This window comes from Truepera sp. (assembly GCA_032027045.1).
GTDB lineage: Bacteria > Deinococcota > Deinococci > Deinococcales > Trueperaceae > JAAYYF01.
The window spans coordinates 2206366-2228436 of the sequence record JAVSMU010000001.1; the positions used below are offsets into that span (position 1 = coordinate 2206366).

At 69.6% G+C, this 22071-nt stretch carries 18 protein-coding genes; 7 read left to right on the plus strand and 11 right to left on the minus strand.

The genetic code is table 11. The features are described 5' to 3' along the window. Positions 1-14: 14 nt before the first annotated feature. Positions 15-1112 carry a thiamine pyrophosphate-dependent dehydrogenase E1 component subunit alpha gene (locus ROY82_10130; protein ID MDT3682813.1) on the minus strand — a complete coding sequence of 366 codons (1098 nt, stop codon included), beginning with the start codon at positions 1110-1112 and terminating at the stop codon, positions 15-17. A 643-nt stretch (positions 1113-1755) separates the two neighbouring features. Here ROY82_10130 and ROY82_10135 point away from each other — a divergent pair. Further along, positions 1756-2187 carry a hypothetical protein gene (locus ROY82_10135; protein ID MDT3682814.1) on the plus strand — a complete coding sequence of 144 codons (432 nt, stop codon included), beginning with the start codon at positions 1756-1758 and terminating at the stop codon, positions 2185-2187. 76 nt (positions 2188-2263) lie between these two features. Next, entirely contained in the window at positions 2264-3406 is a 1143-nt protein-coding gene (locus tag ROY82_10140) for a citrate/2-methylcitrate synthase (GenBank protein ID MDT3682815.1), read from the plus strand. Here the strand turns inward: ROY82_10140 and ROY82_10145 are convergent. Together ROY82_10145 and ROY82_10150 are read right to left on the minus strand one after the other, a co-directional pair. After that, positions 3384-4580, minus strand: coding sequence for an alpha/beta fold hydrolase (locus tag ROY82_10145; protein ID MDT3682816.1), 1197 nt, complete (start codon positions 4578-4580; stop codon positions 3384-3386). The two genes, ROY82_10140 and ROY82_10145, sit on opposite strands and share 23 nt — an antisense overlap. Continuing rightward, the gene (locus ROY82_10150; protein ID MDT3682817.1) at positions 4577-5788 is read right to left on the minus strand and encodes an adenylosuccinate synthase; all 1212 of its coding nucleotides are present in this window, start codon (positions 5786-5788) and stop codon (positions 4577-4579) included. The genes ROY82_10145 and ROY82_10150 overlap by 4 nt, the downstream gene beginning before the upstream one ends. A gap of 178 nt (positions 5789-5966) precedes the next feature. Between ROY82_10150 and ROY82_10155 the strand changes: the two genes are divergently transcribed. After that, positions 5967-6707 carry a gamma-glutamyl-gamma-aminobutyrate hydrolase family protein gene (locus ROY82_10155; protein MDT3682818.1) on the plus strand — a complete coding sequence of 247 codons (741 nt, stop codon included), beginning with the start codon at positions 5967-5969 and terminating at the stop codon, positions 6705-6707. Between the two features lie 103 nt (positions 6708-6810). Here ROY82_10155 and ROY82_10160 read toward each other — a convergent pair whose 3' ends face one another. Next, positions 6811-7410: a GAF domain-containing protein gene (locus ROY82_10160; protein MDT3682819.1), complete on the minus strand. Its 600-nt coding sequence runs from the start codon at positions 7408-7410 to the stop codon at positions 6811-6813. Positions 7411-7574: 164 nt separating this feature from the next. Next, positions 7575-8009, minus strand: a complete 435-nt coding sequence (locus tag ROY82_10165; GenBank protein MDT3682820.1) for a VOC family protein — start codon at positions 8007-8009, stop codon at positions 7575-7577. A 412-nt stretch (positions 8010-8421) separates the two neighbouring features. Here ROY82_10165 and aroF point away from each other — a divergent pair, with 412 nt between their 5' ends. From aroF to ROY82_10180, 3 genes are all read left to right on the plus strand, one after another. Continuing rightward, positions 8422-9453: a 3-deoxy-7-phosphoheptulonate synthase gene (gene aroF, locus ROY82_10170; protein MDT3682821.1), complete on the plus strand. Its 1032-nt coding sequence runs from the start codon at positions 8422-8424 to the stop codon at positions 9451-9453. Between the two features lie 18 nt (positions 9454-9471). Further along, positions 9472-10554, plus strand: coding sequence for a prephenate dehydrogenase (locus ROY82_10175; GenBank protein ID MDT3682822.1), 1083 nt, complete (start codon positions 9472-9474; stop codon positions 10552-10554). 71 nt (positions 10555-10625) lie between these two features. Further along, the gene (locus tag ROY82_10180) at positions 10626-10859 is read left to right on the plus strand and encodes a hypothetical protein (GenBank protein ID MDT3682823.1); all 234 of its coding nucleotides are present in this window, start codon (positions 10626-10628) and stop codon (positions 10857-10859) included. A gap of 33 nt (positions 10860-10892) precedes the next feature. On the opposite strand, the gene ROY82_10185 is transcribed toward ROY82_10180, so the two are convergent. From ROY82_10185 to ROY82_10205, 5 genes are read right to left on the minus strand one after another with little or no spacing between them, the layout of a single operon-like run. Further along, on the minus strand, positions 10893-12065 hold the full coding sequence (locus ROY82_10185) for a thiolase family protein (protein MDT3682824.1): 1173 nt from the start codon (positions 12063-12065) through the stop codon (positions 10893-10895). Between the two features lie 59 nt (positions 12066-12124). Beyond that, positions 12125-12691: a septum site-determining protein MinC gene (locus ROY82_10190; protein ID MDT3682825.1), complete on the minus strand. Its 567-nt coding sequence runs from the start codon at positions 12689-12691 to the stop codon at positions 12125-12127. Beyond that, positions 12688-14490: a penicillin-binding transpeptidase domain-containing protein gene (locus ROY82_10195; protein MDT3682826.1), complete on the minus strand. Its 1803-nt coding sequence runs from the start codon at positions 14488-14490 to the stop codon at positions 12688-12690. The genes ROY82_10190 and ROY82_10195 overlap by 4 nt, the downstream gene beginning before the upstream one ends. Then, entirely contained in the window at positions 14490-14981 is a 492-nt protein-coding gene (gene mreD, locus ROY82_10200) for a rod shape-determining protein MreD (GenBank protein MDT3682827.1), read from the minus strand. The genes ROY82_10195 and mreD overlap by 1 nt, the downstream gene beginning before the upstream one ends. A gap of 48 nt (positions 14982-15029) precedes the next feature. Next, complete coding sequence (locus ROY82_10205) at positions 15030-18281, minus strand: DNA translocase FtsK (GenBank protein ID MDT3682828.1); 3252 nt, start codon at positions 18279-18281, stop codon at positions 15030-15032. Positions 18282-18445: 164 nt separating this feature from the next. On the opposite strand from ROY82_10205, the gene ROY82_10210 reads away from it, so the two are divergent. Then, positions 18446-20893, plus strand: a complete 2448-nt coding sequence (locus ROY82_10210; protein ID MDT3682829.1) for a diguanylate cyclase — start codon at positions 18446-18448, stop codon at positions 20891-20893. On the opposite strand, the gene ROY82_10215 is transcribed toward ROY82_10210, so the two are convergent. Beyond that, positions 20809-22068 carry an AI-2E family transporter gene (locus ROY82_10215; protein MDT3682830.1) on the minus strand — a complete coding sequence of 420 codons (1260 nt, stop codon included), beginning with the start codon at positions 22066-22068 and terminating at the stop codon, positions 20809-20811. The two genes, ROY82_10210 and ROY82_10215, sit on opposite strands and share 85 nt — an antisense overlap. Positions 22069-22071: the final 3 nt, after the last annotated feature.

A 22071-nucleotide genomic window follows, 5' to 3' on the forward strand; every position in this document is an offset into this window, starting at 1 on the left:
CCAACCTTCCGCCGTCAGCCGAGCAGGTCTGCGCGCTGCTCTACGAGGCGCGGTGGAACCTGGGCGAAAACGTCTTCGAACATGACCTCTGTCGGTACCGCGCCCGCGGCCTCGGCCTGCTCGATGGCAGCCGTCACCAGGGCTTCCAGTTCGGCCTTGGCCGACTCTTCGGCGTCCGCGTCCCACTCGCCGCGGCGCTCCAGGAAGCGGCGCATGCGGGCCAGCGGATCGCGCTTGCGCCAGGCCTCGACCTCCTCGCGCGGGCGGTACCTCGAGTCGTCGTCGGCCGAGGAGTGGCCACCGTAGCGGTAGACGAGCATCTCCACGAGCGCGGGGCCCACGCCGTCGCGGGCGCGCTGCACCACCTCGCGCATGACGTAGTAGCAGGCCAACACGTCCATGCCGTCGACGTAGTAGCCGGGCATGCCGTAGGCGTGCGCCTTCGTGTAGACGCTCTCGGAGCCGGTCTGCTTCTCGAAGCCCACGCTGATCGCGTAGCGGTTGTTCTGGCAGACGAACACGATGGGAGCGCCCTGGGCGCCGGCGAAGTTGACGCCGGCGTGCCAGTCGCCCTCGCTGGTGGCGCCGTCGCCGAAGGTGCAGATGGCCACCTGGCCCGTGCCGCGCAGCTTCATGCTGATGGCGGCCCCGGTTGCCGGCGGGACGTGCGAGCCGATGGGAGACGCCACCGAGAAGATGTTCAACTCCTTGGAGGCCGGGTGATAGGGCATCTGCCGTCCGCGGCTCGTATCGGCCAGGGTCCCCATGGCCTGGGCGATGAACTCGACCGGCGGCAGACCGATGGCCATCAGGAGGCTGACGTCGCGGTAGTAGGGGAACACCCAGTCGAAGCCGGGCTTGATTGCGTGCGCGACGCCGACCTGCGCCCCCTCGTGGCCGGCACTGGGAGCCACGAAGCTCACCCGGCCCTGGCGCTGGAGGCGACCAAGCCTCTCTCCAACCACGCGCCCCAGGAGCATGTGGCGGTAGATCTCGACCAGCTGCTCGGTGCCCAGGTCGAGCTCGAACGGGGCGATCCACTCGCCGGCCTGACTGATGACCGAGATCGGCTCATCCGTGAAAGGTTGGAAGAGCTGAGATTCGACGATCATGCGGGCCTCCCTTCGTTCGTGTCCTGCCCACCCGCAGGGGCGACCCATGACAGGCGAACGCCCCGGCTGGTTGGCGCCGAGGCGGGCATGGTCGGGTCTTCAGGCAGGCTGATTCCTTGTAGTCGGCCGATCATCTCCGGTACCTGCACAGCCCGCGGCACCGACGCCGCGGTCCACGAAGGCGCCTGGCGGTGTTCGTGCGCGCAGTCATTGGAGAAGTGTTGCTTGGCCATGTCCGGGTTCCGTTTCCGGTGTCGTCGTTAGGGCGGCAGGCGACCTTCCGCGGACCGCCGGGCCTGGTTGACCGGCAGGCACGCTCCGGCCGCTGCTTCGAGCGCTGAGGAAAGCTTACCACCCGACCCCCATCCGGGCCGTAGCAGACTTCCCACCGGGGTAACCCAGAGGTAGCCCACGAACGTGGGGTCGGAGAGCGCGTGCATCGCCGCCAGGCGCGGCTAGCTACCGGTCGCCCACGAACGTGGGCCCGAGCGGCCTTGGCGGTGGTATGAGAGGGCATGACGTGGGGGCGAACGTGGTGGCAGCGGTTAAACGGTGAGTTCCACGCCGGCCGCACCGCTGACCCCGGCTCTGGTGACGCCGCCGGAGTTCGTGGCCGCCAGGGCAACACGGGGTACCGGGGCTGATGTCAAACGTTGCACGCGCACTGTTGGGCCTGGCGGTGCTGGCCGGGCTGGTCCTCCTCGCCGCCCTGGTTTCGAGCGCCGCGTGGTTGTGGTTACTGCTCGCCGGGGTCATCTTTCTGCTCCTGTACGCGCGTAGCGGCGGTTACGCCGCGCTGCTGACGGGGGCGCTCCTGACCGGTGCCGCCGTGGGCATCCTGCTGGAGGTGGCCCTCAGGTGGCAGGGGGCGTTCCTCGTGAGCGTCGGTGCGGCCGCGCTGATGGTGGAGGGGATCGAACAGCGACGGGGTCACTGGGCCTTCGTGTTCGGGGTGGCCTTCGTGGGCATCGGCGCAGTGGTCACGCTCGCGGCGGCGGGAGCCCGGGGGTACCTGGCCGCGAGCCTGGCCGCAGCCGTGGCCGCGGCCGTCTTGGCTCTCCGGCTACGGCGTTAGCCCGATCGGGCCATGGGCTGCCCGAAAAGCCCGCACTTCCGGGTAAACTGGCCTTCGGTAAAGACGCGGAGGAATAATGGAGCAGACCATCAACCGAGGACTCGACGGCGTCTACATAGACACTAGCGCCGTCTGCTTCATCGACGGAGCAAAGGGCCAACTGGTCTACCGTGGGTATGACATCAACGAACTGGCGGACAAGGCCAGCTACGAGGAGGTCGTCTACCTGCTGTGGCACGGCTCGCTTCCGAACCGCGAGCAGTTGGAGACTTTCAAGGCCGACCTCGTGCCTCATTACGAGGTGCCGACGGCGATCTACGACATGTACCGCAACCTGCCACCGGGCCACTCGCCCATGCACGCTGTGCGCACCGCCGCTTCCATGCTCGGGTCGTACGACGAGGATCCCGACGACGTAGGCGACGCGAACGTGCGCCGCATCGGCTCCAAACTGCTCGCCCAGTTCCCGACCCTCACTGCGGCCTACGAGCGCGTCAGGCGGGGCCTCGACCCGGTTCCCCCCCGGTCCGACCTCGGCCTTGCCGCCAACTTCCTCTACACCCTGAGCGGCGAGGTCCCTTCGGAGGCCGCGGCGCGCGTCATGGACGTGGCCCTGGTGCTCCACGCCGAGCACGGCTCGAACGCCAGCACCTTCGTGGCTCGCGCCACGGCGTCCACCCTCACCGACGCCTACAGCGCGATCACGGCGGCAGTCGGCACGCTCAAGGGACCGCTGCATGGCGGCGCCAACACGGCCGTCATGAACGCGCTCGAGGGCATCGGCAGCGTCGAGGCCGTGGAGCGTTACGTCATGAGCATCCTCGCCAAGCCCGGCGGCCGCGTGATGGGCTTCGGGCACCGCGTCTACAAGGTGTTGGACCCCCGCGCCCAAGTGCTCAAGGAGGTCAGCCGCAAGCTGGCCGAGGAGTCGGGCGACTCTAAGTGGTTCGACATGAGCCTGGAGATGGAGCGCGTCATGGACCGCGAGATGACCCAGCGCGGCAAGCAGGTGAAGCCGAACGTCGACTTCTTCTCGGCGTCCGTCTACCGCATGCTCGGTTTCCCGAGCGACATGTACACGCCCATCTTCGCCGTCGCTCGCATCTCCGGGTGGATGGCGCACCTGTACGAGCAGTACGCGGACAACCGCATCATGCGCCCGCGCCTCGCCTACTCCGGGCCCATGGGGCTCAAGTTCAAGCCCGTCGACGAGCGCTGAGGCCCGCTAGCGCGCGCACCTCCAGCGACCGGACGAACTCCCCTAGCCACTGCGCGTACCGTGCGGGGTCGTGGTTCCACGCCTCCACGTGCTCCACGCCCGGCAACCGCAAGTAGGTGATGGGGGAACTGACGGCCGCCGCGAAGGCGTCGACCGCCCCGATGGGAACCGTCGAGTCGTCCTCGCCGGCTATCAGCAGCACGGGGACTCCGATGCCCGGGGCCGAGGTCCGCTGCTCCAACCCGGCGAAGTCGACGCCCGTCCTGATGCGCGCCACCAGCAGCGCGAGGCGCGCCAGGGCGCCCTGTAACGGCATGCCGGCCTTCCTCGCCCCCAGCTCGACCACCGCGGCCGGGCTCACGAGCGGCGAGTCGAGGACGACCGCGACCACCTCGGGCGCCGCCTCCGGCCAGCGCTCCAGCGCCTCGAGGGCAACGGCGCCTCCCATCGACAGCCCGTAGAGGATCACGCGCTCGTGGCCGCGCCTGGCGAGTTCGAGCGCGCCAACCAGCGCGTCCTGCCACTCGCTGCCACCGTAGTGGTAGAGGCCGTCCGGGCTCTCGTCGCTGCCGTCGTGGTTGCGGTACGCGAGCGCCAGGACCGGCAGGCCCAGCTCGTTCAGCGCCTTGGTGAAACGCAGCGTCTCTATCAGCTCGCCCCGTCTCCGGCCATGCAGCAGCAGCACGGCGGTGCGCTGCTCGGCCGGAACGTACCAGGCGCGCAGTTCGCCGACGGGGCCCTCGAGCGTCAGGTCCTCGAACTCCAGGCCGAGGTCTGCCTTGGGGTCTTGCCGGTAGTAGAAGTTGTCGATCCGCGCCGGCGCTCCCGAGGTCGGCGCGGCGCCATGCAGCGTGGTGAGCGTGCGGGTGACCGTTCCGTCCCCCTCGGCGGTCGTTTCTCCCAGCGCCCCGTACCCTCCGTCCCACATGAGGGCGTAGGTGCCCTCCACGCGTGGGTTGGCGTGTTGTGCGGGGGTGTCCCCGGGCTCGGGGATGGTCACGGCGTAGGCGCCGCCGCCAAGGTCGCGGACGGCGGCCAGCTCGAACTCGGGTTCGAGTCCGTATGGCTTGGGCACGATGACGCGCCCGGACAGCACCCAGCCCACCCCCGCGACGATGACGGCGGCGAGGACCAGCAACGCGACGACCGACCACAGCAGCATCCTGGGCGTCACCAAGAGACGGTGCCGTAGGTGTCTTCGCGGTCCGGGCTGGTCGAGAAGATGGCGACGGGCACGCCCGTGTGCTCCTCTATGAGTGCGAGGTAGTCGAGCACCTCGCGGGGCAGCGCGGCGCGGCTGCCCAACCCCCGCAGCTCGCCCCAGCCCGGCAAGTCCTCGTAGACGGGGCCCGCCGGTCCGTGGTCCACGGCAACGCGGACGGCGCCGATGCCCGAGAGGACGTCGAGCTTGGTGATCACGAGGGCGTCGAACCCGTTGATCTCGCAGGCGTAACGGAGTTGCGGCAGGTCGAGCCAGCCCACGCGGCGGGGGCGGCCGGTGGTGGTGCCGTACTCGTCCCACTGGTTGGCGCCGCTGCCTCGCAACCGCAGGGCCATGGCGTCGTCGGTCAGTTCGGTCGGGAACGGGCCGTGCCCGACCCTGCTCGTGAACGCTTTCACGACCCCGTACACGGCGTCGAGGGCCTTGTGGCTCACGCCGGCGCCCACGAGGATGCCCCCCACAGTGGGGTGGCTCGAGGTCACGTACGGGTAGGTGCCGTAGGCGAGGTCGAGCATCGTCCCCTGCCCGCCTTCGAACAGGACACGCCGGCCCTCCAGCAGCGCCTCGCGCACCAGCGCACCCGTGTCGGCGACGAGCGGCGCCAAGCGCCCCCGAACCTCCTCGAGTTCCGCGAGCGCCGCCTCGACGTTCACCCAACCCACGCGCGCCGTCGAGTTCGGCTTCGCCTCGATCAGGCGCGACAGGCGTTCGCCCAGCAGCCCGTCATCGAGTAGGTCGCCGGCACGAACGCCTATCCGCCGGGCCTTGTCGGAGTAGGCCGGACCGATGCCGCGGCCCGTGGTGCCGACGAAGCCGCCCCCCTCGTCGTTCTTCTTGTGGTGCGGCAGCACGAGGTGTGCTTCGGTGGAGATGAGCACCGTGCCCGGGTCGCGTCTGGCCTCGAGGCCCGCGAGTTCGTCCAGGAAGGTCCACGGGTCTACGACCATGCCGCCGCCCAGGACCGAGGTGGGCCGCTCGTGCAGCGTGCCGCAGGGCAGGTGGTGAAGCTTGAACACTTCGCCCCCGACGACCACCGTATGCCCGGCGTTGGCGCCGCCGGAGTAACGAACGACGTAGTCGGCCTCCGCTGCGAGCGCATCGACGACCTTACCCTTGCCCTCGTCGCCCCACTGGGCGCCGATCATCGCGATTCCAGGCATCGACCCTCCACTGCCGCCGCGTCATCACGTTGCCATAAGCGCGTCGACCGTGAGGCAGCGTACCAGGAGTACGTTCGGGCCGGGCTATGCCACCGCGTTGGGCCGCGGCGGTTACGGCTAGCGCGGGGCGGTGCCGTTACGGCTAGCGCGGCGCCCCGGCCAGGAGTACCCTGTGCGAATGCACGAGTCGAACAGGCCTCGCGTTCTCCTGAGCACGAGCACCAGCATCCGTTCCACGGGCCTCATGCGCGAGGACGCGCTGACCGGCCGTAACTACTCGCAGGCCGTGGTGGCCGCCGGGGGGCTGCCTTCGATGGTGGCCGTTCTCGACGAAAGGCTTGCGGGCGAGTACGCATCGATCAATGACGCCCTACTGCTGACCGGTGGCGTCGACGTCGACCCCGCCGCCTTCGGCGCTTACCCCGAGCCGGGCCTGGGCAGCGTGGACGAGCGGCGCGACGCCTTCGAGATTGCCCTTTACCGTGCCTTCCGCGCCCTACGCAAGCCCGTGCTCGGCGTGTGCCGCGGGCTCCAGGTGATCAACGTCGCGGAGGGTGGCACCCTTCACCAGCACATCCCGGCTCTGCCCCAGGCCTGGCAGCACGAGCAACGGGACCTGCGCGGGACGCCGCTTCACCCCGTGAAGCTGGAGCCCGGCAGCCGCCTGGCGAGCGCCTTCGGCACCACCAGCGTGCGCACGAACAGCTACCACCACCAGGCGATAGACACGGTCGGCGCGGGCCTGAGGGCGGTGGCGCACGCCGGTGACGGCCTGGCCGAGGCCGTAGAGGAGCGTAGCGGTTCTTGGGTGTTGGCGGTGCAGTGGCACCCCGAGATGTCCTACCGCGAGCATCCCGAACACCTCGCGCCGTTCAACTTGCTGTTGGACGCCGTGGCGGTCATGAACGCCCTGGCCTGAACCCGGGACAACCAAGGTTCCACCGCGCGAAGGTCAGGGCTGCCTGCCCTACCGCGCCGAGGAAGCGTGGCAGTCAGGTCCCCGCGCTCAACCCGGGCGGCCGCTACGTCCCCAGGCGCTGAGAGTGTGTTGCCGCCCGCCAGTCCACGCGCGAAACGAGGTCACGGACGATCGTCTCCAGTGCCCGCCGGTCCTCGATGTCGAAGTTCGCCGGCTGAGCGCTGTCCAGGTCGAGCACGCCCACTACTTCCCCGCCACTTACGATAGGAACCACGATCTCGGAACGCGAGCGGGCGTCGCACGCGATGTGACCAGGAAACTCCCGCACGTCCGGCACCACCTGCGTTCGGCGTTCGACGACCGCCGCCCCACACACCCCGCGCCCCACCTTGATGCGCACACAGGCGGGGCGCCCTTGGAACGGCCCGAGGACGAGCTCGCCGTCCTTCATGAGGTAGAAACCGGCCCAGTTGAGGTTCGGTACGTGATCAAAGATCGCGGCGGCGGCGTTCGCCAGGTTCGCCAACCAATCGGGTTCGCCGTCCGTGAGGGCGTGCACGTAGCCACGCAACGTGACGTAACGCTCGGTCTTGGTTGCGCCCGGGGCCGACGGGGCAACGTACCCGACCTCCGTGTCCGAGGTGGCGACGCTGTCGCGGTCGCAGTCGGGTGCGCTTTCGAGGCCGCCCGCTGCGCCGCTCATCGCGCCGCCGTCGTGGGGGCGCTCATCGCGCCGCCGTTGGCGTCGGGGTTGCGGCCGGCCGTTTCCAGGTCACGCGACATGCGCTAGAGGTTACAACTTCGGCCGCTCCAAGACGCGACCAGAGCTGACGACGGGGCGGCATATGCAGGTGCGGTGAGGCCGCCTCAGCTCGGCGCCTTGTTCCCGGCGAAGAAGACCATCCAATGGATCCCGTAGCGGTCCTGCAGGCTGGCGTACAGCTCGGCGAACCCCGTCTCGCCCAGTGGTTCGGTCACGCGCTCGGCGCCGTCGCTCAGGCGCTCGAATACCTGCCGCGCCTCCGCTGCGCTCTCCGCCCCGATCATCACGTGCGTGGCGTTGCCGAAGGTGACACCCCCACGTTGCTCGGGCACGTCGCTGGCCATGAGCAACCCGCCACCTGGTAGCTGGAGGGACGCGTGCATGCTGAGGCCGCCTTCGGCCTCGGACAAGCCGGCAGTTCCCCCCGGGAAGTCCGCGAACCGGACCACATCCACCTTGCCACCAAAGACCGTCTGATAGAACCTGATGGCCTCTTCGGCCTTACCTGCGAAGTTGAAATAAGGATCGAACCTTGCCATGAGAAATCCTCGCTTCCTTCTTGCTCGCGTCGCCCCCCGGGGAAGATCGACCGGTCGATGGTAAGGGGCCTCGGGCCGCCCGTCAGTGAGCCTGGTCGGATCGGTTGCCGCCCTGCCGTATACGAAGCCACGCCACCTGTTAGACTCTGCGCCATGAATCTCGCTATCCGGAGGTGGTGCCGTGGACGATGGCTATGACTATAGCTACGCGTATCAGCTCGCCCGACCCTCCGTAGACGGCGGCAGCGCCTAGGTTCAACGCCGGGGCGCCCTCACTTACACGCAGCAAGCCTCCGGTCGTTGGTGGCCCACGCCGCACCAAGCGGCCCGCCGGCCCAGCGGTCCGGTCCCACGCGGTGCACCGTCGACCGCACCCCACATAGCGCCCCAAGGCGCAGCCAGGAGTTGCCCCATGGTCATCGTCATGGCCAAGAACGCCCCCACCGAAGTCCTAGACCGTGTGTTGAGCGAGGTGAAGTCGCTCGGCTTCACCCCGCACGTAAGCGAGGGCGAGTCGCGCACCCTCATAGGCGCCATCGGCCCCGCTCCCACGGAGGAAGTGCGCGAACACCTGGCCGCGATGCCGGGAGTCGACACCGTCATGCGCATCACGCAGCCCTACAAGCTGGCGTCACGCGAGTTCCGACACGACGATTCGAAGGTCACGATCGGCAGGCCAGGGCAGGGTCAGGTCGAGACCGGCAACGGGAACTTCGTGGTGGCCGCCGGCCCGTGCGGCGTGGAGAGCGCCGAGCAGCTCCAGAACGCTGCGGCCATCGTCAAGAAACACGGCGGCACCGTGCTGCGCGGCGGCGCCTACAAACCGCGCACGAGCCCGTACTCCTTCCAGGGCCTTGGCGCGGAGGGTCTCAGGATCCTCGAGGAGGCCCGCGCGGCCACCGGCCTACCCATCGTCACCGAGGTCACTGCGCCCGAACTCGTCGAGTCGGTGGCCGCCAGCGCCGACATGCTCCAGATCGGCGCACGCAACACGCAGAACTTCGCCCTGCTCGCCGAGGTCGGCAAGTCGGGCAAGCCGGTGCTCTTCAAGCGCGGCATGAGCACGTCCATCAGCGAGTTCCTGCAAGCGGCCGAGTACGTCCTAAGCCAGGGCAACCCCAACGTCATCCTGTGCGAGCGCGGCATCCGCACCTTCGAGACGAGCACCCGCTTCACCCTCGACGTCAGCGCCGTGCCCGTCCTCAAGGAGCTGTCTCACCTGCCGGTGTGGGTGGATCCGAGCCACGCCGCCGGCCGCCGGGCCCTCGTGCCGTCGCTGGCCCTGGCCGGCGCCGCCGCCGGGGCGGACGGCCTCATCATCGAGGTGCATGCCAAGCCGGAAGAGGCGAAGTCCGACGCCGCCCAGCAGCTGAACGACGCGGAGTTCGGGCAGCTGATGGCGCGCCTGCGCGGGGTGGTCGCCGCGCTCGGCAAGGCCCTGTAGGCCGTGCGCCCGAGGGCGATGTTCCGCACCGTCGTCGTCGCCGGCGTGGGGCTCATCGGGGGTTCGGTGGCGCTGGGCACCCGGCAGCGGTTCCTGGCAGACAAGGTCATAGGCTACGACCGCGACCCGGGGGTGCTGGACGCCGCCCGCGGCCTGGGCGCCATCGACGAGGCGCAGCTGGCGGAGGGCCCCTGGCTCGAGGAGGTCGACCTGCTCGTCCTCGCGGCACCCGCGCGCTCCGTCGTCGCGCTCGGTGCTCAGCTCCGGGGCCACCTGAGGCCCGACGCCGTCGTCACGGACGTGGCCAGCGTGAAGGGCGCCGTCGTCGACGGCATGCGCGCGCCGCGCTTCGTGGGTGGCCACCCCATGGCCGGCAGCGAGCGCGGCGGGATCCTCAACGCCGACGCGGCACTGCTCGAGAACGCCGTGTGGGCGCTCACGCCCGAGGAGGGCGTAACGGACCCGGCGGCGCTGTCCCTCGTGAGGGCCTTCGTCGAGGGGCTCGGGGCCCGGCCCATCGAGGTGAGTCCCGCCCAGCACGACCGCCTGGTTGCCACCGTCAGCCACCTTCCCTACCTGGCCGCGGTGGCGCTGACCGCGCTGGTGGACGAGGGCGAGGAGCGCTCGCTGATGATGCTGTTGGCCGCGGGCGGCTTCCGCGACCTCACCCGCGTCGCTAGCGGTGACCCGGTCATGAGCCGCGACATGGTGGCGGGCAACCGTGAGGCGGTGCGCGGCGCGTTGAGCGCTTATCGCCATCAGCTGGAGCACCTGGACGCGCTGCTCGACGACCCGGACTTCCTGCTGGCTGCCGGCGAGGCCGCCAAGCGGACGCGCGATGGCATCCCCATCGTGCGCCGTGGCCTGCTGCCCGCCCGGCACGAGGTGGTCCTCGCCGTACCCGACAGGCCCGGCGAGCTGGCCCGCATCACCAACGCGTTGGGCGACGCCAACGTCAACGTCAAGGACATCGAGGTGTTGAGCATCCGCGAGGCGGGCGGCGCCATCCGGCTGGCGTTCGAGACCGCCGACGAGCTGGTGCGCGGCGCCGCGTCCTTGCGCGCAGCGGGGTACGAGGTCCGCAGTCGGAACGGCGGCTAGCGGGCCCGGCTTCTCGCGCCAAGGGACGGCCCCTGAACAACGGCCAAGGTGCCGGTTTATCGTCGGGGCGGATGTCACGCACGGAACTCTCCACCCTTGCCGTCACGCGCGCGGCCACCTACCTGGACCGCCTGCGGCCGGGGTGGCGCGAGTCGGGCCTGCCCCCGGCCGAGCTGACGCGGCTGTTGGAGTTGTGGTACCTGCGGACGCGCTTCGCCTACCGCGTGCCCCTCGAGGAGGTGGTGGCCGCGCTCCTGGCCGCGGCGGACACGGAGCCTCCCGAGGGCCCCGGGCGCCAGGGGTAACGCGCCAGGGGTAGCGCCCGCGGCTCAAGCCACTCAAGCCAGCCGGAAGAGCGCGGCCATGCCCTGCCCGCCGCCCACGCACATGGAGACGATGCCGTACTCGGAGCCGCGGCGGTGCATCTCGGCGAAGAGGTCAGCCGCTATGCGCGCGCCGGTGGCGCCGAGCGGGTGGCCGATGGCGATGGCGCCGCCGTTCACGTTGAGCTTCTCGTCGGGGATGCCCAGTTCCTGTTGGCAGTAATAGGCCTGGCTGGCGAAGGCCTCGTTGATCTCGATCAGGTCCACGTCGGCGAGCGTCATGCCCGTCTTGGCGAGCAGCTTGCGGATGGCAGGCACGGGCCCGATCCCCATGATCTCCGGCGCCACGCCCACCACGGCGGCCTGCACGAGCCGCGCGAGTGGCTTCAGGCCAAGGGCGCCTGCCTCCTCGGCCCGCATGATGACGCTCATGGCGGCGCCGTCGTTGAGGGGGCTCGAGTTCCCGGCGGTCACGGTCGCGGCCTCGTCCTGGGCGAACACCGTCGGCAGGCTCGCGAGCTTCTCGAGGCTCGACCCGGCGCGCGGACCCTCGTCCTGCTCGACCACCACGTCGTGCCACGCGCCCGCCTCGTCCTTCACCCGAGTGGCGACGGGCACCACCTGGTCGTCGAAGCGGCCGGCGGCGCGTGCCGCCAGCGCCTTCTCGTGGCTCGCTAGCGCGAAGCGGTCCTGCTGCTCGCGCGTGATGCCGTAGCGCCGCGCCACCTCCTCGGCCGTCTGGCCCATCGTGTGGTAGGCGCCGGGCTTGCTGCGGACCAGGTCGCGGTTGAGCGACATGTGGTGCCCGCCCATGGGCACGCGGCTGGTGCAGTCGCTGCCGCCGGCCAGCACGACCTCGTTCATGCCGAGCGCCACGGAGTGAATGCCCTGGACTATCGTCTGCAGTCCAGAGGCGCAGAAGCGGTTGATGGTGGCGCCGGCGGTCTCGTCGGGCAGTCCGGCGATCTGGACTGCGATGCGCGCGAGGTTGTATCCCGCCTCGCCCTCCGGGTGGGCGTTGCCCACGAGGACGTCGTCGACGCGGGTCGGCGCCAGGCCCGGGGTCCGCTCGAGCGCCGCGTTTATCACTAGTGCGGCCAGGTCGTCCGGGCGAGTGTCCTTGAGCATCCCCTTGTGGGCGCGCCCTACGGGGGTGCGGATGGCGGTGGTAATGACGACGTCGTGCACTGCGTGTTCCTCCTACTGCGGGGGAGCGGGCGCCGGCGTGCCACGGTGACGAGGCGCGCTCAGTTCGTGTGCCAGGGCCGGACCACGATGGCGCCGTCCTTGAGGTACGCCACTTCGGGCCCGTCCCCTCCCGGCTCGCTGTCGCCCCCGGCCTGGGCCAGGGCGTTGCCAATCCTCAGTTGCGGGCTCAGGATGCGCTCGGCCCAGATGACGGCCTTCTCGTTGCCGCTGGCGCCCGCGTGTGCCAGGCCTCGGAGCGCGCCGATGACGATGATGTCGTCGTTGGCGAGGATCTCAGCGCCGGCGTTGACGTCGCCCAGCACCACGACGGAGCCCGTCGAGTCCACCTTGCCGCCGCTGCGCACGGTGCGAGACACTATGACGGTCTCGCCGCGCGCCTGCATGATGGCCGTGGGCGGCCTCACGTCGACCAGCGTGCCGCCGGCGGCGCCCACGCGCTCGGCGATGGCCGCCAGAAGCGCGTATGGGGTGCGCTCGCCGATCTCGACGAACACCTTGTCCACTAGCAACTCGGCGTGCGCATCGAGCGAGTCTGCCACGCTGGCGACGTCGTCACCGGCTTCCAGGCTCAGCAGGATTCCGCCGCGGGTTCCTCTGGCTTTCATGGTTTCTCCGGCACCTCCACGCCACGCAGCCTCCAGTACCCCGCGAGAAAGTCCCGTGCGATGGGGACGGAGACGCGTGAGCTGGAACCGCCGTACTCGATGAATACCACGACCGCGACCTCGGGAGCCTCGTAAGGTGAGAACCCCATGAACCACGCGTGCGTGTAGTCGCCCCCCCGCGACGTCTGCGCCGTGCCCGTCTTGCCCGCGACGCTCACCGGGAAGACACGCGGCCCCAGGGTGTTGCGCGAGGGGAAGTCGGTGAACATCATCCGCATGCCCTCTTTGAGGGTCGAGTAGTAGTCGCCGGGGATCTGCCTGGTGGTGGTCTCGACCGGGTGGTCTCCCACCTTGGCTATCAGGTGCGGTTCCGCGTCGAACCCGTTCATGGCGACGGTGGCGATGAGCTGGGCAAGCTGCAGGGGCGTCGTCAGCACGTCGCCCTGCCCGATGATCGTGTTGAGCGTGAACCCCGGCAACCAGCCGTGCTGGTACTGGGGTTGCGCCCGCACCCACGCCCGATCGGGCACGCGCCCCGCCTTCTCCTCCGGCAGGCCGATGTCGAGCCGCGCCCCGAACCCAAGTTCGTGAGCCCTGTCCACCACGTCGCTGATCAGTGGAGCCCAGCCCACCCCGAAGTCGGGCGTCACCGCCGCGGCGTGCCAGAAGTAGGTGTTGCAGCTGTCGGCTATGGCCTCCTTGACGTTGTAACCGCCCTTGCCGTAGGTGTCCCAGTTGCGCCACGTGCGGCCGCCGAAGGTGAAGCTCGCGGAACATTGGTACTCGGTGTTGGGGCCCACGTAGTGGTTCTCGAGCAGGGCCGAAGACGTGACGATCTTGAAGGTCGACGCCGGCGCGTACGCCTCCACGGCCCGGTTGGACAGTGGCATGTGAACGGCGTCCGAGAGGATGGCCGTCACGGCCTCCGGGTCGGACGGGCGCCGGGTGAAGACGTTCTGGTCGAAGGTGGGCGCGCTCGCCATCGCGAGGATCTCGCCGGTGCGAGGGTCGAGCGCGATGATGGCCCCGCGCAACACGTCCTCTGGCGGCAGCTTCACGCGCGCGCGGTCGGTGTTCACGTAGCCGAGCGCCCCCGCAAGCACGTCCTCGGCCAGGCGTTGGATCTTCGGGTCGAGCGTGAGCGTCACGTCCTGCCCCGGCTGGGCGGTGAAGACGACCTTGGAGGCCACCTCGGCTCCCCGGTTGTCGACCTCCACCTGACGCGTGCCCGGGGCGCCGAAGAGCACGGGCTCGAGGCCCGCCTCGAGCCCCATGACCCCGACCAGGTCGTTGTTCGAGTAGCCGGGATTGCGCCCCGGGTCGGCCTGCGAGGTATAGCCGATGGTCTGCGCGGCCAGGTTGGTGGGGTAGGTGCGCTCCAGGCGCTCTCTCAAGTAGAGGTTGGGGCTCGCGGCCACGCGCTCCTCGACGGCGCTGACGAGCTGATCGGGGATGTTCCAGGCGACCACGGTGCCGTTCTGAACCTCCTCCGCCTTGGTGCGGTCCGGCTGCCGCGGCTCGCTCCCGAGGCCCAGCAGCGCGCTCAGGTGCTCCCAGTCGGCTATCGGCCCACCGCGGTACAGCAGGTCGTAGGCCACGCGGTCGTCGGCCAGAACGGTGCCGTCGCGCGCCAGGATGCGCCCGCGCAGGGGCACGATATGGCGCTGCTGGATGGCGTTCTGCTCGGAGCGGGCCGTGAACTCGTCGACCATCACGAGCTGCAAGTACATGAGCCGGGCCGTGTACAGCGCCAGGATCGTGAACACCCCGGCCAGGAGCAGCTTCATGCGGCCCTGCATCAGAGGAGCTCCTTCTGCAACACGCGGCTGCGCTCCAACAGCGCCGAGCCCCACGGCAGCACGAGGAGGCCGGCGGCGACGGTGAGCACGCTCTCGACGAGCGCGACGCCCCCGACGGCGCCCCAGCGCCCGACGCTGCCGGAAAGCCAGAAGACGACTCCCGCCATCACCACCCACTTGCCCATGCTCGCCACGAACACGACGAGCATGCGCTCGAGCACGCCGGCGTTGGAGAGCTGCGCCCGCACCATGGAGCCCGCCAGTGCCGCCGCTGCGAGCGCGAACGCATGGGTTCCGAGCACGCCGCTACCGATGACGTCTTGCAACAGGCCCACGCCGTAAGCGACCAGCACGAGCTGCCAGGGCTGGATGCGCCACAGCAGCGTGAGCACGGCGAGGAGGAAGAAGTCGGGTGCCGGGATGGGCGCCAGCAGCGCCGCGAAGAAGCCCTGCGCCACGATGAGAATCAGGTAGAACAGCACGAGGCGCACGCGTCAAGTGTAACCAACGCGGGAGGGTGCCTCGGTCGGGCAACTGCGCTACTTGCCGAAGATCTCCGGCAGCTCCGCGAACTCGACCAGCACGTCGCGCGGCTTGCTCCCCTGGTGCGATCCGACCACCCCCAGCGCCTCGAGCGAGTCCATCAGCTTGCCCGCGCGTGCGTGGCCCACCGACAACCGCCGCTGGAGCCTGGACACGCTCGCCTGACCCTCGTTCACGACGAGTTCGGCCGCCGCGCGCAGCTTGTCGTCGTTCCAGTCGATGAGCCCCATGGCGGTCGACTCGTCGGGCGAGGGTGGGTCGAAGTCGGCGCCGTAGGCCTCCACGAAGTCGTCGTCGAAGTACTGCCGGCGGAGCAGGTCGGCCAGCCTCGCTATCTCGTTCTCGCTCACGAACGGGCCCTGCAGGCGCACGGCCTTCACCAGGCCGGGTTGGTAGAAGAGCATGTCGCCCATGCCTATCAGCCGCTCGGCGCCCATGGTGTCGAGGATGGTCCGCGAGTCGTGGCTGGAGGACACCGCGAACGCCATGCGCGCCGGCACGTTGACCTTGATCAGGCTCGTGAGGATGTCGACGGACGGGCGCTGCGTCGCCAGGATCAGGTGCATGCCGGTGGCGCGCGCCATCTGCGCCAGGCGCATGATGGCGGACTCGACCTCCTTGGGGCTGGTGATCATGAGGTCGGCCAGCTCGTCGATGATCACGGCGATGAAGGGAAGCGGCGGAAGGTCGAGGCTGCGGGCCTTCTCGTTGTACTGGTCCAGGTTCTTGGCGCCGACCTTCGACATCATCTTGTAGCGCCGCTCCATGTGCGCGACGGCTCCCAGGAGCACGCCGGCGGCGTCCGCGGGGTTGGTCACCACGGGGCGCAGCAGGTGCGGGATGCCGTCGTAGGGCGTCAGCTCGACCATCTTCGGGTCGATCATCAAGAAGCGCATCTCGGTGGGCAGGAAGCGGTAGAGGAGCGACGACACGAGCGTGTTCACGGCCACCGACTTGCCCGAGCCGGTCGAACCCGCGATCAGCAGGTGCGGCATGCGGGTCAGGTCGCCGACGAGCATCTCACCGTCGATCGAGCGGCCCAACACGATGGGCATGCGGGCCTTGGAGCGCCGGTAGCTGTTGCTGGCAACGGCCTCCCGGAAGCGCACGAGTTCGCGGTGCGCGTTCGGGACCTCGAGGCCTATCACGCTCTTGCCGGGGATCGGCGCCTCGATGCGCACGGAGCCGACGGCCATCGCCAGCGCCAGGTCGTCGGCCAGGTTCGCGAAGCGGCTGATCTTCTCTCCCGGTGCGGGCTCTACCTCGAAGCGCGTGACGCTCGGGCCGCGCACGGAAGACGTGACGCGTCCGCCCAGCTTGAAACTCGCGAGGGTCTCGTCGATCTGGCGCGCCCGCGCCCTGCTCTCGGCGGCGACGGCGCGCGGGTCCAGGCTGGGGGCCTCGGGCTCGTCGAGCAGCTCGAGCGGCGGGATCTGGATGGGGATGGCGCCCACCGCCTGCGGCTCGCGCGCACTGGGCTGGGGAGCTTCCTCGGAGCCGGTGGTCGGGAACTCGCCCTCATGGATGAGCGCGTGTTCGAGCCGCGGATCCCTGGCCATCACGGCGGAGGCGGCGTCTCCCCCCGGTTCTCGCGCGCTTGGCCCTTCCGCGAAACCCCAATCGGCGCCCTCGCCCAGGAAGTCGGCGGCTTGGGGGAAGGCGCCGGAGGCCTGCGCGGCGCCTCCAGCCTGCGCACCATCGCCAAGGTGTCCGGCGCCCTCAGAATGCTCGGCACCCCCAACGTGCAGGGCACCGCCAACGTGCCCGGCGGCGCTACGCTGCATGCCACCGCCCACCGACGCGGCGCCCCCGCCGCCCGCTACCCCCGCAGCCGAGCCACGCTGCTCGGCCTCCAGAGCCTCTTGGAGCTCCTCCGCCTCGCGGATCAGGGCAGCCTCGGCAGCCTCGGCGTCGGCCGCCGCGCGGCCGGCCACGGCCTGCAGCGCCTCGCGCACGTGATCCAGGTCGCCCAGGAGCTTGCGTCCCTTCGAGTCGAGCTCCGCGGCGAGGGTGGAGTGGAAATCGGCCAGGAGGGCGTGGTCCGGGAACGCTTCGAGCGCCTCCTGCAGTTCGGCCATGAGCGGTCGCCAGGCGTCGAAGCGCAGGCTCGCCCCCTCCGATCCTTCGGCCTCCGACTCGAGGGCGCGCAGCTGAGTGAGGCGCTTGTGATGCGCCTGCGACGCCCCGGCCAACTGGCGTGGGGTCATCCCCTTGAGGGCACGACGGTCGAGATCACGCTCGCGCCCCAGGCGTCGGTTGCGCTCGAGGAGGGCCGTCACCTCGAGCAGCAGGCTCTTGCGCAGGCGCTCGAGGGCGTCGGCCGCGCGGGCACGCTCCGGCACGGGGTCGCCAAGCAGCCGCTTGACGTCGTTGCCCCAAACGTCGAAGGTGGCCGCGCGGGCACCGAACGGATCGGCACCGGCAGGCGGCAGGGCCGACTCGGATTCGACCAGGATGGCCAGCTCGGCGGCGCGGTCCTTCGCGAAGCCCACCACCGCGCCCTGCCAGGCGGTGAGGTCGGCGCGAGCCTCGCGCAACACGGCGGGCGTGGCGCTACCCAGGCGGGCCCGGCAGCTCTTCACGTCGTCTTGCCAGTGCTCCAGCTCGCGGCTCCCCGGGTAGAGTTCGGCCAACGCCTCCAGGTCGCGGCCGAGGTCGGCGAGCGCGCGGCGGGCCTGCGCCACGTCGGCCTGGAACGCCGCCTTACGCTTGGCCGTCTCGCGGGTCCTGACGAGCCAGCGCCAGGTCCGCTTGAGGCCCGTGATGATCGCCCCCAGCACCATGCGCAGCAGCCGGGTCGGTGGCCAGCCTGCAAGGAGGTCCACCCCGACGCTTCCCACCACCACGGCGGGGACGGCGGCGAGCGCGCCCCACGCGCCTCCCAACCACGCCCGCAGGTTGCCGCCCCACGAACCCGCCGCGTCGGGCAGACCCGCCACGACCAAGCCCCACACCCCGGCTGCCGTGAGCAGGTAACCGGCCGTTGCGCGCGGCCACCAGCGCGGGTTTCGTCGCACCAGGAAGAGCGCGCCGAGCACGATGAAGGGCAGCGGCAGGGCGTAGGCGCCCACGCCGAGGCGGCCGGTCAGGCCCTCGCGTACGGTCCGGCCGAGTTCTCCCGAAGGCAGCTGCGGGACGAGCACGCCCGCAAGGAAGGCACCCGTGGTCAGGACGACGAGGCCCACCGCCTCTATGTCGAGGCGGTGGCCATCGCTGCGCTTCCGTTCCCGGCGGGCCCGCTTCTTCACTTCCCTTAGTCTACCGCCCGCGTCAACCGCGCCTGGAGGTCATTTCCACGCGGTACCCCGCTCCGAGAACCCGACCGCCCACGCTTGTAGGGCGCGAAACGGACGGCGGCACAAGTGACAATTGGTAAGGACGCCGTGATACCTCGTGGACCAAGATCGTAGCCATGAGGACGATGGTCCCGGCTTCCAGCGACCTACGGCAGCGCGTGCGCCTCAGCGCCCGCCCGGTCATGTGGGCCGCCATCTCCCTCTTCGTGTACTTCGCCTCCTACCCGCTCGGCCATCTGGGGGTTCCGCACGGGCTCCTGCTCGCCACACCGTTCCTGCTTGCAACGGCGGGCCTGGGGTGGAAGGCGGGAGTGGTCCTTGCTCCCTTCGCCGTCTTGCTCATGTGGGCGCGCACCGCGCTCGAGGGCAAGGCGCCCGACGCGACGGACCATCTCCTGCTGGCGATGGGGCTGGCCGTGGCCACCTTCGCGGGCAGTGGCCTCTACGACGTTTGGCGCCGCACCGAACAGCTCGCGCGTCACGCGGAGCGCCGGTCGAAACTGCTACAAGAGGCGGCGGTCGACCTGAACCATGAGACAGATCAGGCGGGCCTCTTCGCCGCGGCGCCGCGGCTCCTCTCCGACATCCTGCCGTTCGCCCATGCCTCGATCTTCGTGCCGTCGGGCACAGGCCTCCAGCTCGCCAGCACCTGGCGGTGGCACCCCGACCCGGGCCTCGAGGTGCCACTGGCGAGCGTCATGGGACGCGCGTTGCTCGCGCGGGAACCGCAGTACGTGGCCAACACGGCCCTCGACCAGGACTACGTCTCGGCGCCCGCGGCGGAAGCCACGCGTTCCGAGCTGGCGCTGCCGCTGATCGTCGGCAAGGACGTGCGGGGAGTATTGAACCTGGAGCACGTCGAGGTGGACGCATTCTCCCAGGCCGATCACGTTGCGCTCGCGGCGTTCGTAAGGATGATCGAGGAAGTTCTGGAGCGCATCGACGCCACGACGGCCCTGGCCGAGACGGTTGCCTTCCAGCAGTTCATGGCACGGCTCAACCAGCGCCTGTTGCTGGCGGTCGATTCCAACGACGTCGCCGAGGCCGCGCTCGACGAGGTGCTCGAGATGTTCGAGCTGGATATGGGCGTCCTGCTCGAGCTGCACGACGGAAAGTTGCGCCCGACCGCGGTCCGGGGCGATCCCCCGCCGGGGCTCGCCGCACGGGTACGCGATGGTTTCCCGTTCGAAGGCGTCTTGCGCCACGCGTGGGAAACCCGCGAGATCGTGCTCATCGACGACATCTCGGAACACCCCACCTGGACCACCAGCACCGAGGCCCGAGCGGTCGCTCTCGTGCCGATCGTCGACCCCGCGGGTCAGATGCAGGCCCTGCTGGTGATGACTCGTTACCGCGAACCGCTGCCACGGTGGGGAGATAACATGCGCGAGCTCCTCGCCACGGTCTCCGTGCCGTTGGGCGCCGCGTTCAGCCGGGCCACCCTGAACCGTCAGCTCGTCGCGACCCTCGACGCTATCAAGCAACTCAGGTCGGCCGATGGACCGGAGGCCCTCTACCTTCACGCCGCGAAGTCGGCCTTCGAACTCGTCCGGAACGCCGAGGCCGTCTCGATCCTGGTCCGCCACGGCGACGACTTCTATTACGAGGCGGCCGTCGGCTACGAGCTCGAGTTCCTGCAGACCGAGGCGGGGCCGTTCAGCTACAGCGAGATGCTCGGCTGGTACCGGCACCCCTCGGAGTACTTCGAGGCGGGGCGCGGCCGGATCTTGAGAGGCTCCGAGATCCTCGAGACCAGTTCGTCTGCGGCGCACAGCCCAGCGAACAAGGTCGAGACCCGGGTGAGCGCGATGCAGTGCCAACTGGCCGTACCCATCGTCGACCGCGACGTCGTGGTGGCACTCCTGAACGTCGACAACTTCTCGACCCCCGACGCGTTCAGTGACGACGCAGTGCGCATCGCCGAGGCCTTTGCTCAGCACGTGACGGCGGTGGTGCGGGAGGCGGAGCACATGCTCGACCTCGAGCGTTCGGCCGTCACGGACGAACTTACCGGACTAGGCAACCGTGCCGGGTTCGAGCGGGCCTTCAAACAGGAACTGGCCAGGGCCCGGCGCTACGAGCACCGCCTGAACCTGGTCCTGATCGACCTCGACAAGTTCAAGCAGATCAACGACCGCTTCGGCCACGCCGAGGGTGACAAGGTCCTCATCGCAGTCGCAAGTGTGTTGAGGAATGCCGTTCGGGCCACGGACCAGGTGTTCCGCTGGGGCGGCGACGAGTTCGCCCTGCTGCTGCCGGACGTGAAACCCGAGGAGGCCCAAGCAGCCGTCAAGCGTGTGGGGCAGCTCCTCGAGAAGGTGGAGACCAACGGTGTGCCGGTGAAGGCGAGCATAGGCGTCGCCAGCTATCCGGTGGACGGCCTCGACCGCGAGACGCTACTGGGCTCCGCCGACCACAAGATGTACACCGAGAAGCGAGCGGCCGACGGTACCTCCAGGCGCCGCCCCCGGGGCGGGTCCTACTCGTCGGCGCCGTCGGGCGCGACCGGCACGTCGACCTCGACCGGAGCGACTTCCTTGAAAGTGGGCCTGGACAACACGTAGTCCTCCATCACGACCTTTACGAGGGCCACCACGGGGACGGCAAGCAGTGCCCCGAGCAGTCCCATGAGCCCGATGCCGGCCATGATTGCGAGCATCACCGTTACGGGGTGGAGGTTCGTCTTGCGCGAGAGGATGAGCGGGCCGAACAGGTGGGCCTCCAGCTGGTTCGCCACCAGGAAAACGAGCGCGGCCAGTACGGCGGCCAAGGGGCTGACCGTGAAGCCCAGCAGGACGGCCGGCGTGACTCCCAAGATCGGGCCCAGGTAGGGCACGAGGTTGAAGACGGCCGCCAAGAAGGCGATGGCGGTGGCCAGCGGGATGCCGATGATGCTGAGCCCGGCCCAGATGATCACGCCCAGGATCAAGGTTATGAGAAGCTGGCCGCGCAGGTAGCCGCCGACCGCCAGGTCGGCCTTTGCGCCCAGGTCCGCGGCCAGGCTCCGGTAGCGCACGGGCACGAAGCGCCGGAAGTTGGCGATGAAGCGCGGGAAGTCGTACAGGAAGTAGGCGCCGGCGAGGAAGATCAGGAACACCTGGAAAGTGGTGGAGATGACGGCGGTGGCGCCCGTGAGCAGTAGTCCGGGGCCGCCCGCCACGAGGCTCTCGAGCAGCCTCTTGAGGCTCTCCCCAAGCTGTTGCAGGAACGAGGCGATCTGCTCTTTCACCTGGATGCTGATGGCGCCCGTCTCGTCGGGCATGCCAAGGCGGTCAGACAGGAAGCTGGGCAGCCGGTCGGAGAACGTCGCGATCCAGTTCTGCAGTTGGCCCGACCAGTGCGTGACCTGTTCGATCGCCGTGGGCACCAACTGCACGAACTTGCCCATCTCGACGACCACCTGGCTCACGATCACCGAGCCGAACGCCACCAGCAGCAACAGCAACGCGTACGTGATGCCGACGGCCAGCGCCCGCCTCATGCGCAGCTTCATGAGCCAGCCGACGACCGGGTTGAGGATGTAAGCGATCAGGAATCCGATCACGCCCACCTGCAGCGCGAACGCGTAGCCGCTTCGCAGGTGCCAGAGCACGAGGACGAGGATGATCGCGAACGCGACGTAACTCACGGCGCGCACCCACACGTTGCGCCATACGGTCTCGATGGCGGTGGCCTCGGCGCCCGGGTCGGGCTGCCGCGGCGCCGGCGTCACGTCGTTCGGTGTCTCCTCAGCCGTCATGCT

Bases quoted from the DNA above. Each gene is read 5' to 3' on its own strand.
- ROY82_10160 (MDT3682819.1), bottom strand. From the start codon at position 7,410: ATGAGCGGCGCAGCGGGCGGCCTCGAAAGCGCACCCGACTGCGACCGC.
- ROY82_10190 (MDT3682825.1), bottom strand. From the start codon at position 12,691: ATGAAAGCCAGAGGAACCCGCGGCGGAATCCTGCTGAGCCTGGAAGCC.
- ROY82_10180 (MDT3682823.1), top strand. From the start codon at position 10,626: ATGTCACGCACGGAACTCTCCACCCTTGCCGTCACGCGCGCGGCCACC.
- ROY82_10150 (MDT3682817.1), bottom strand. From the start codon at position 5,788: ATGCCTGGAATCGCGATGATCGGCGCCCAGTGGGGCGACGAGGGCAAG.
- ROY82_10140 (MDT3682815.1), top strand. From the start codon at position 2,264: ATGGAGCAGACCATCAACCGAGGACTCGACGGCGTCTACATAGACACT.
- aroF (MDT3682821.1), top strand. From the start codon at position 8,422: ATGGTCATCGTCATGGCCAAGAACGCCCCCACCGAAGTCCTAGACCGT.
- ROY82_10135 (MDT3682814.1), top strand. From the start codon at position 1,756: ATGTCAAACGTTGCACGCGCACTGTTGGGCCTGGCGGTGCTGGCCGGG.
- ROY82_10175 (MDT3682822.1), top strand. From the start codon at position 9,472: ATGTTCCGCACCGTCGTCGTCGCCGGCGTGGGGCTCATCGGGGGTTCG.
- ROY82_10130 (MDT3682813.1), bottom strand. From the start codon at position 1,112: ATGATCGTCGAATCTCAGCTCTTCCAACCTTTCACGGATGAGCCGATC.
- ROY82_10195 (MDT3682826.1), bottom strand. From the start codon at position 14,490: ATGCAGGGCCGCATGAAGCTGCTCCTGGCCGGGGTGTTCACGATCCTG.
- ROY82_10215 (MDT3682830.1), bottom strand. From the start codon at position 22,068: ATGACGGCTGAGGAGACACCGAACGACGTGACGCCGGCGCCGCGGCAG.
- ROY82_10210 (MDT3682829.1), top strand. From the start codon at position 18,446: ATGAGGACGATGGTCCCGGCTTCCAGCGACCTACGGCAGCGCGTGCGC.
- ROY82_10165 (MDT3682820.1), bottom strand. From the start codon at position 8,009: ATGGCAAGGTTCGATCCTTATTTCAACTTCGCAGGTAAGGCCGAAGAG.
- ROY82_10155 (MDT3682818.1), top strand. From the start codon at position 5,967: ATGCACGAGTCGAACAGGCCTCGCGTTCTCCTGAGCACGAGCACCAGC.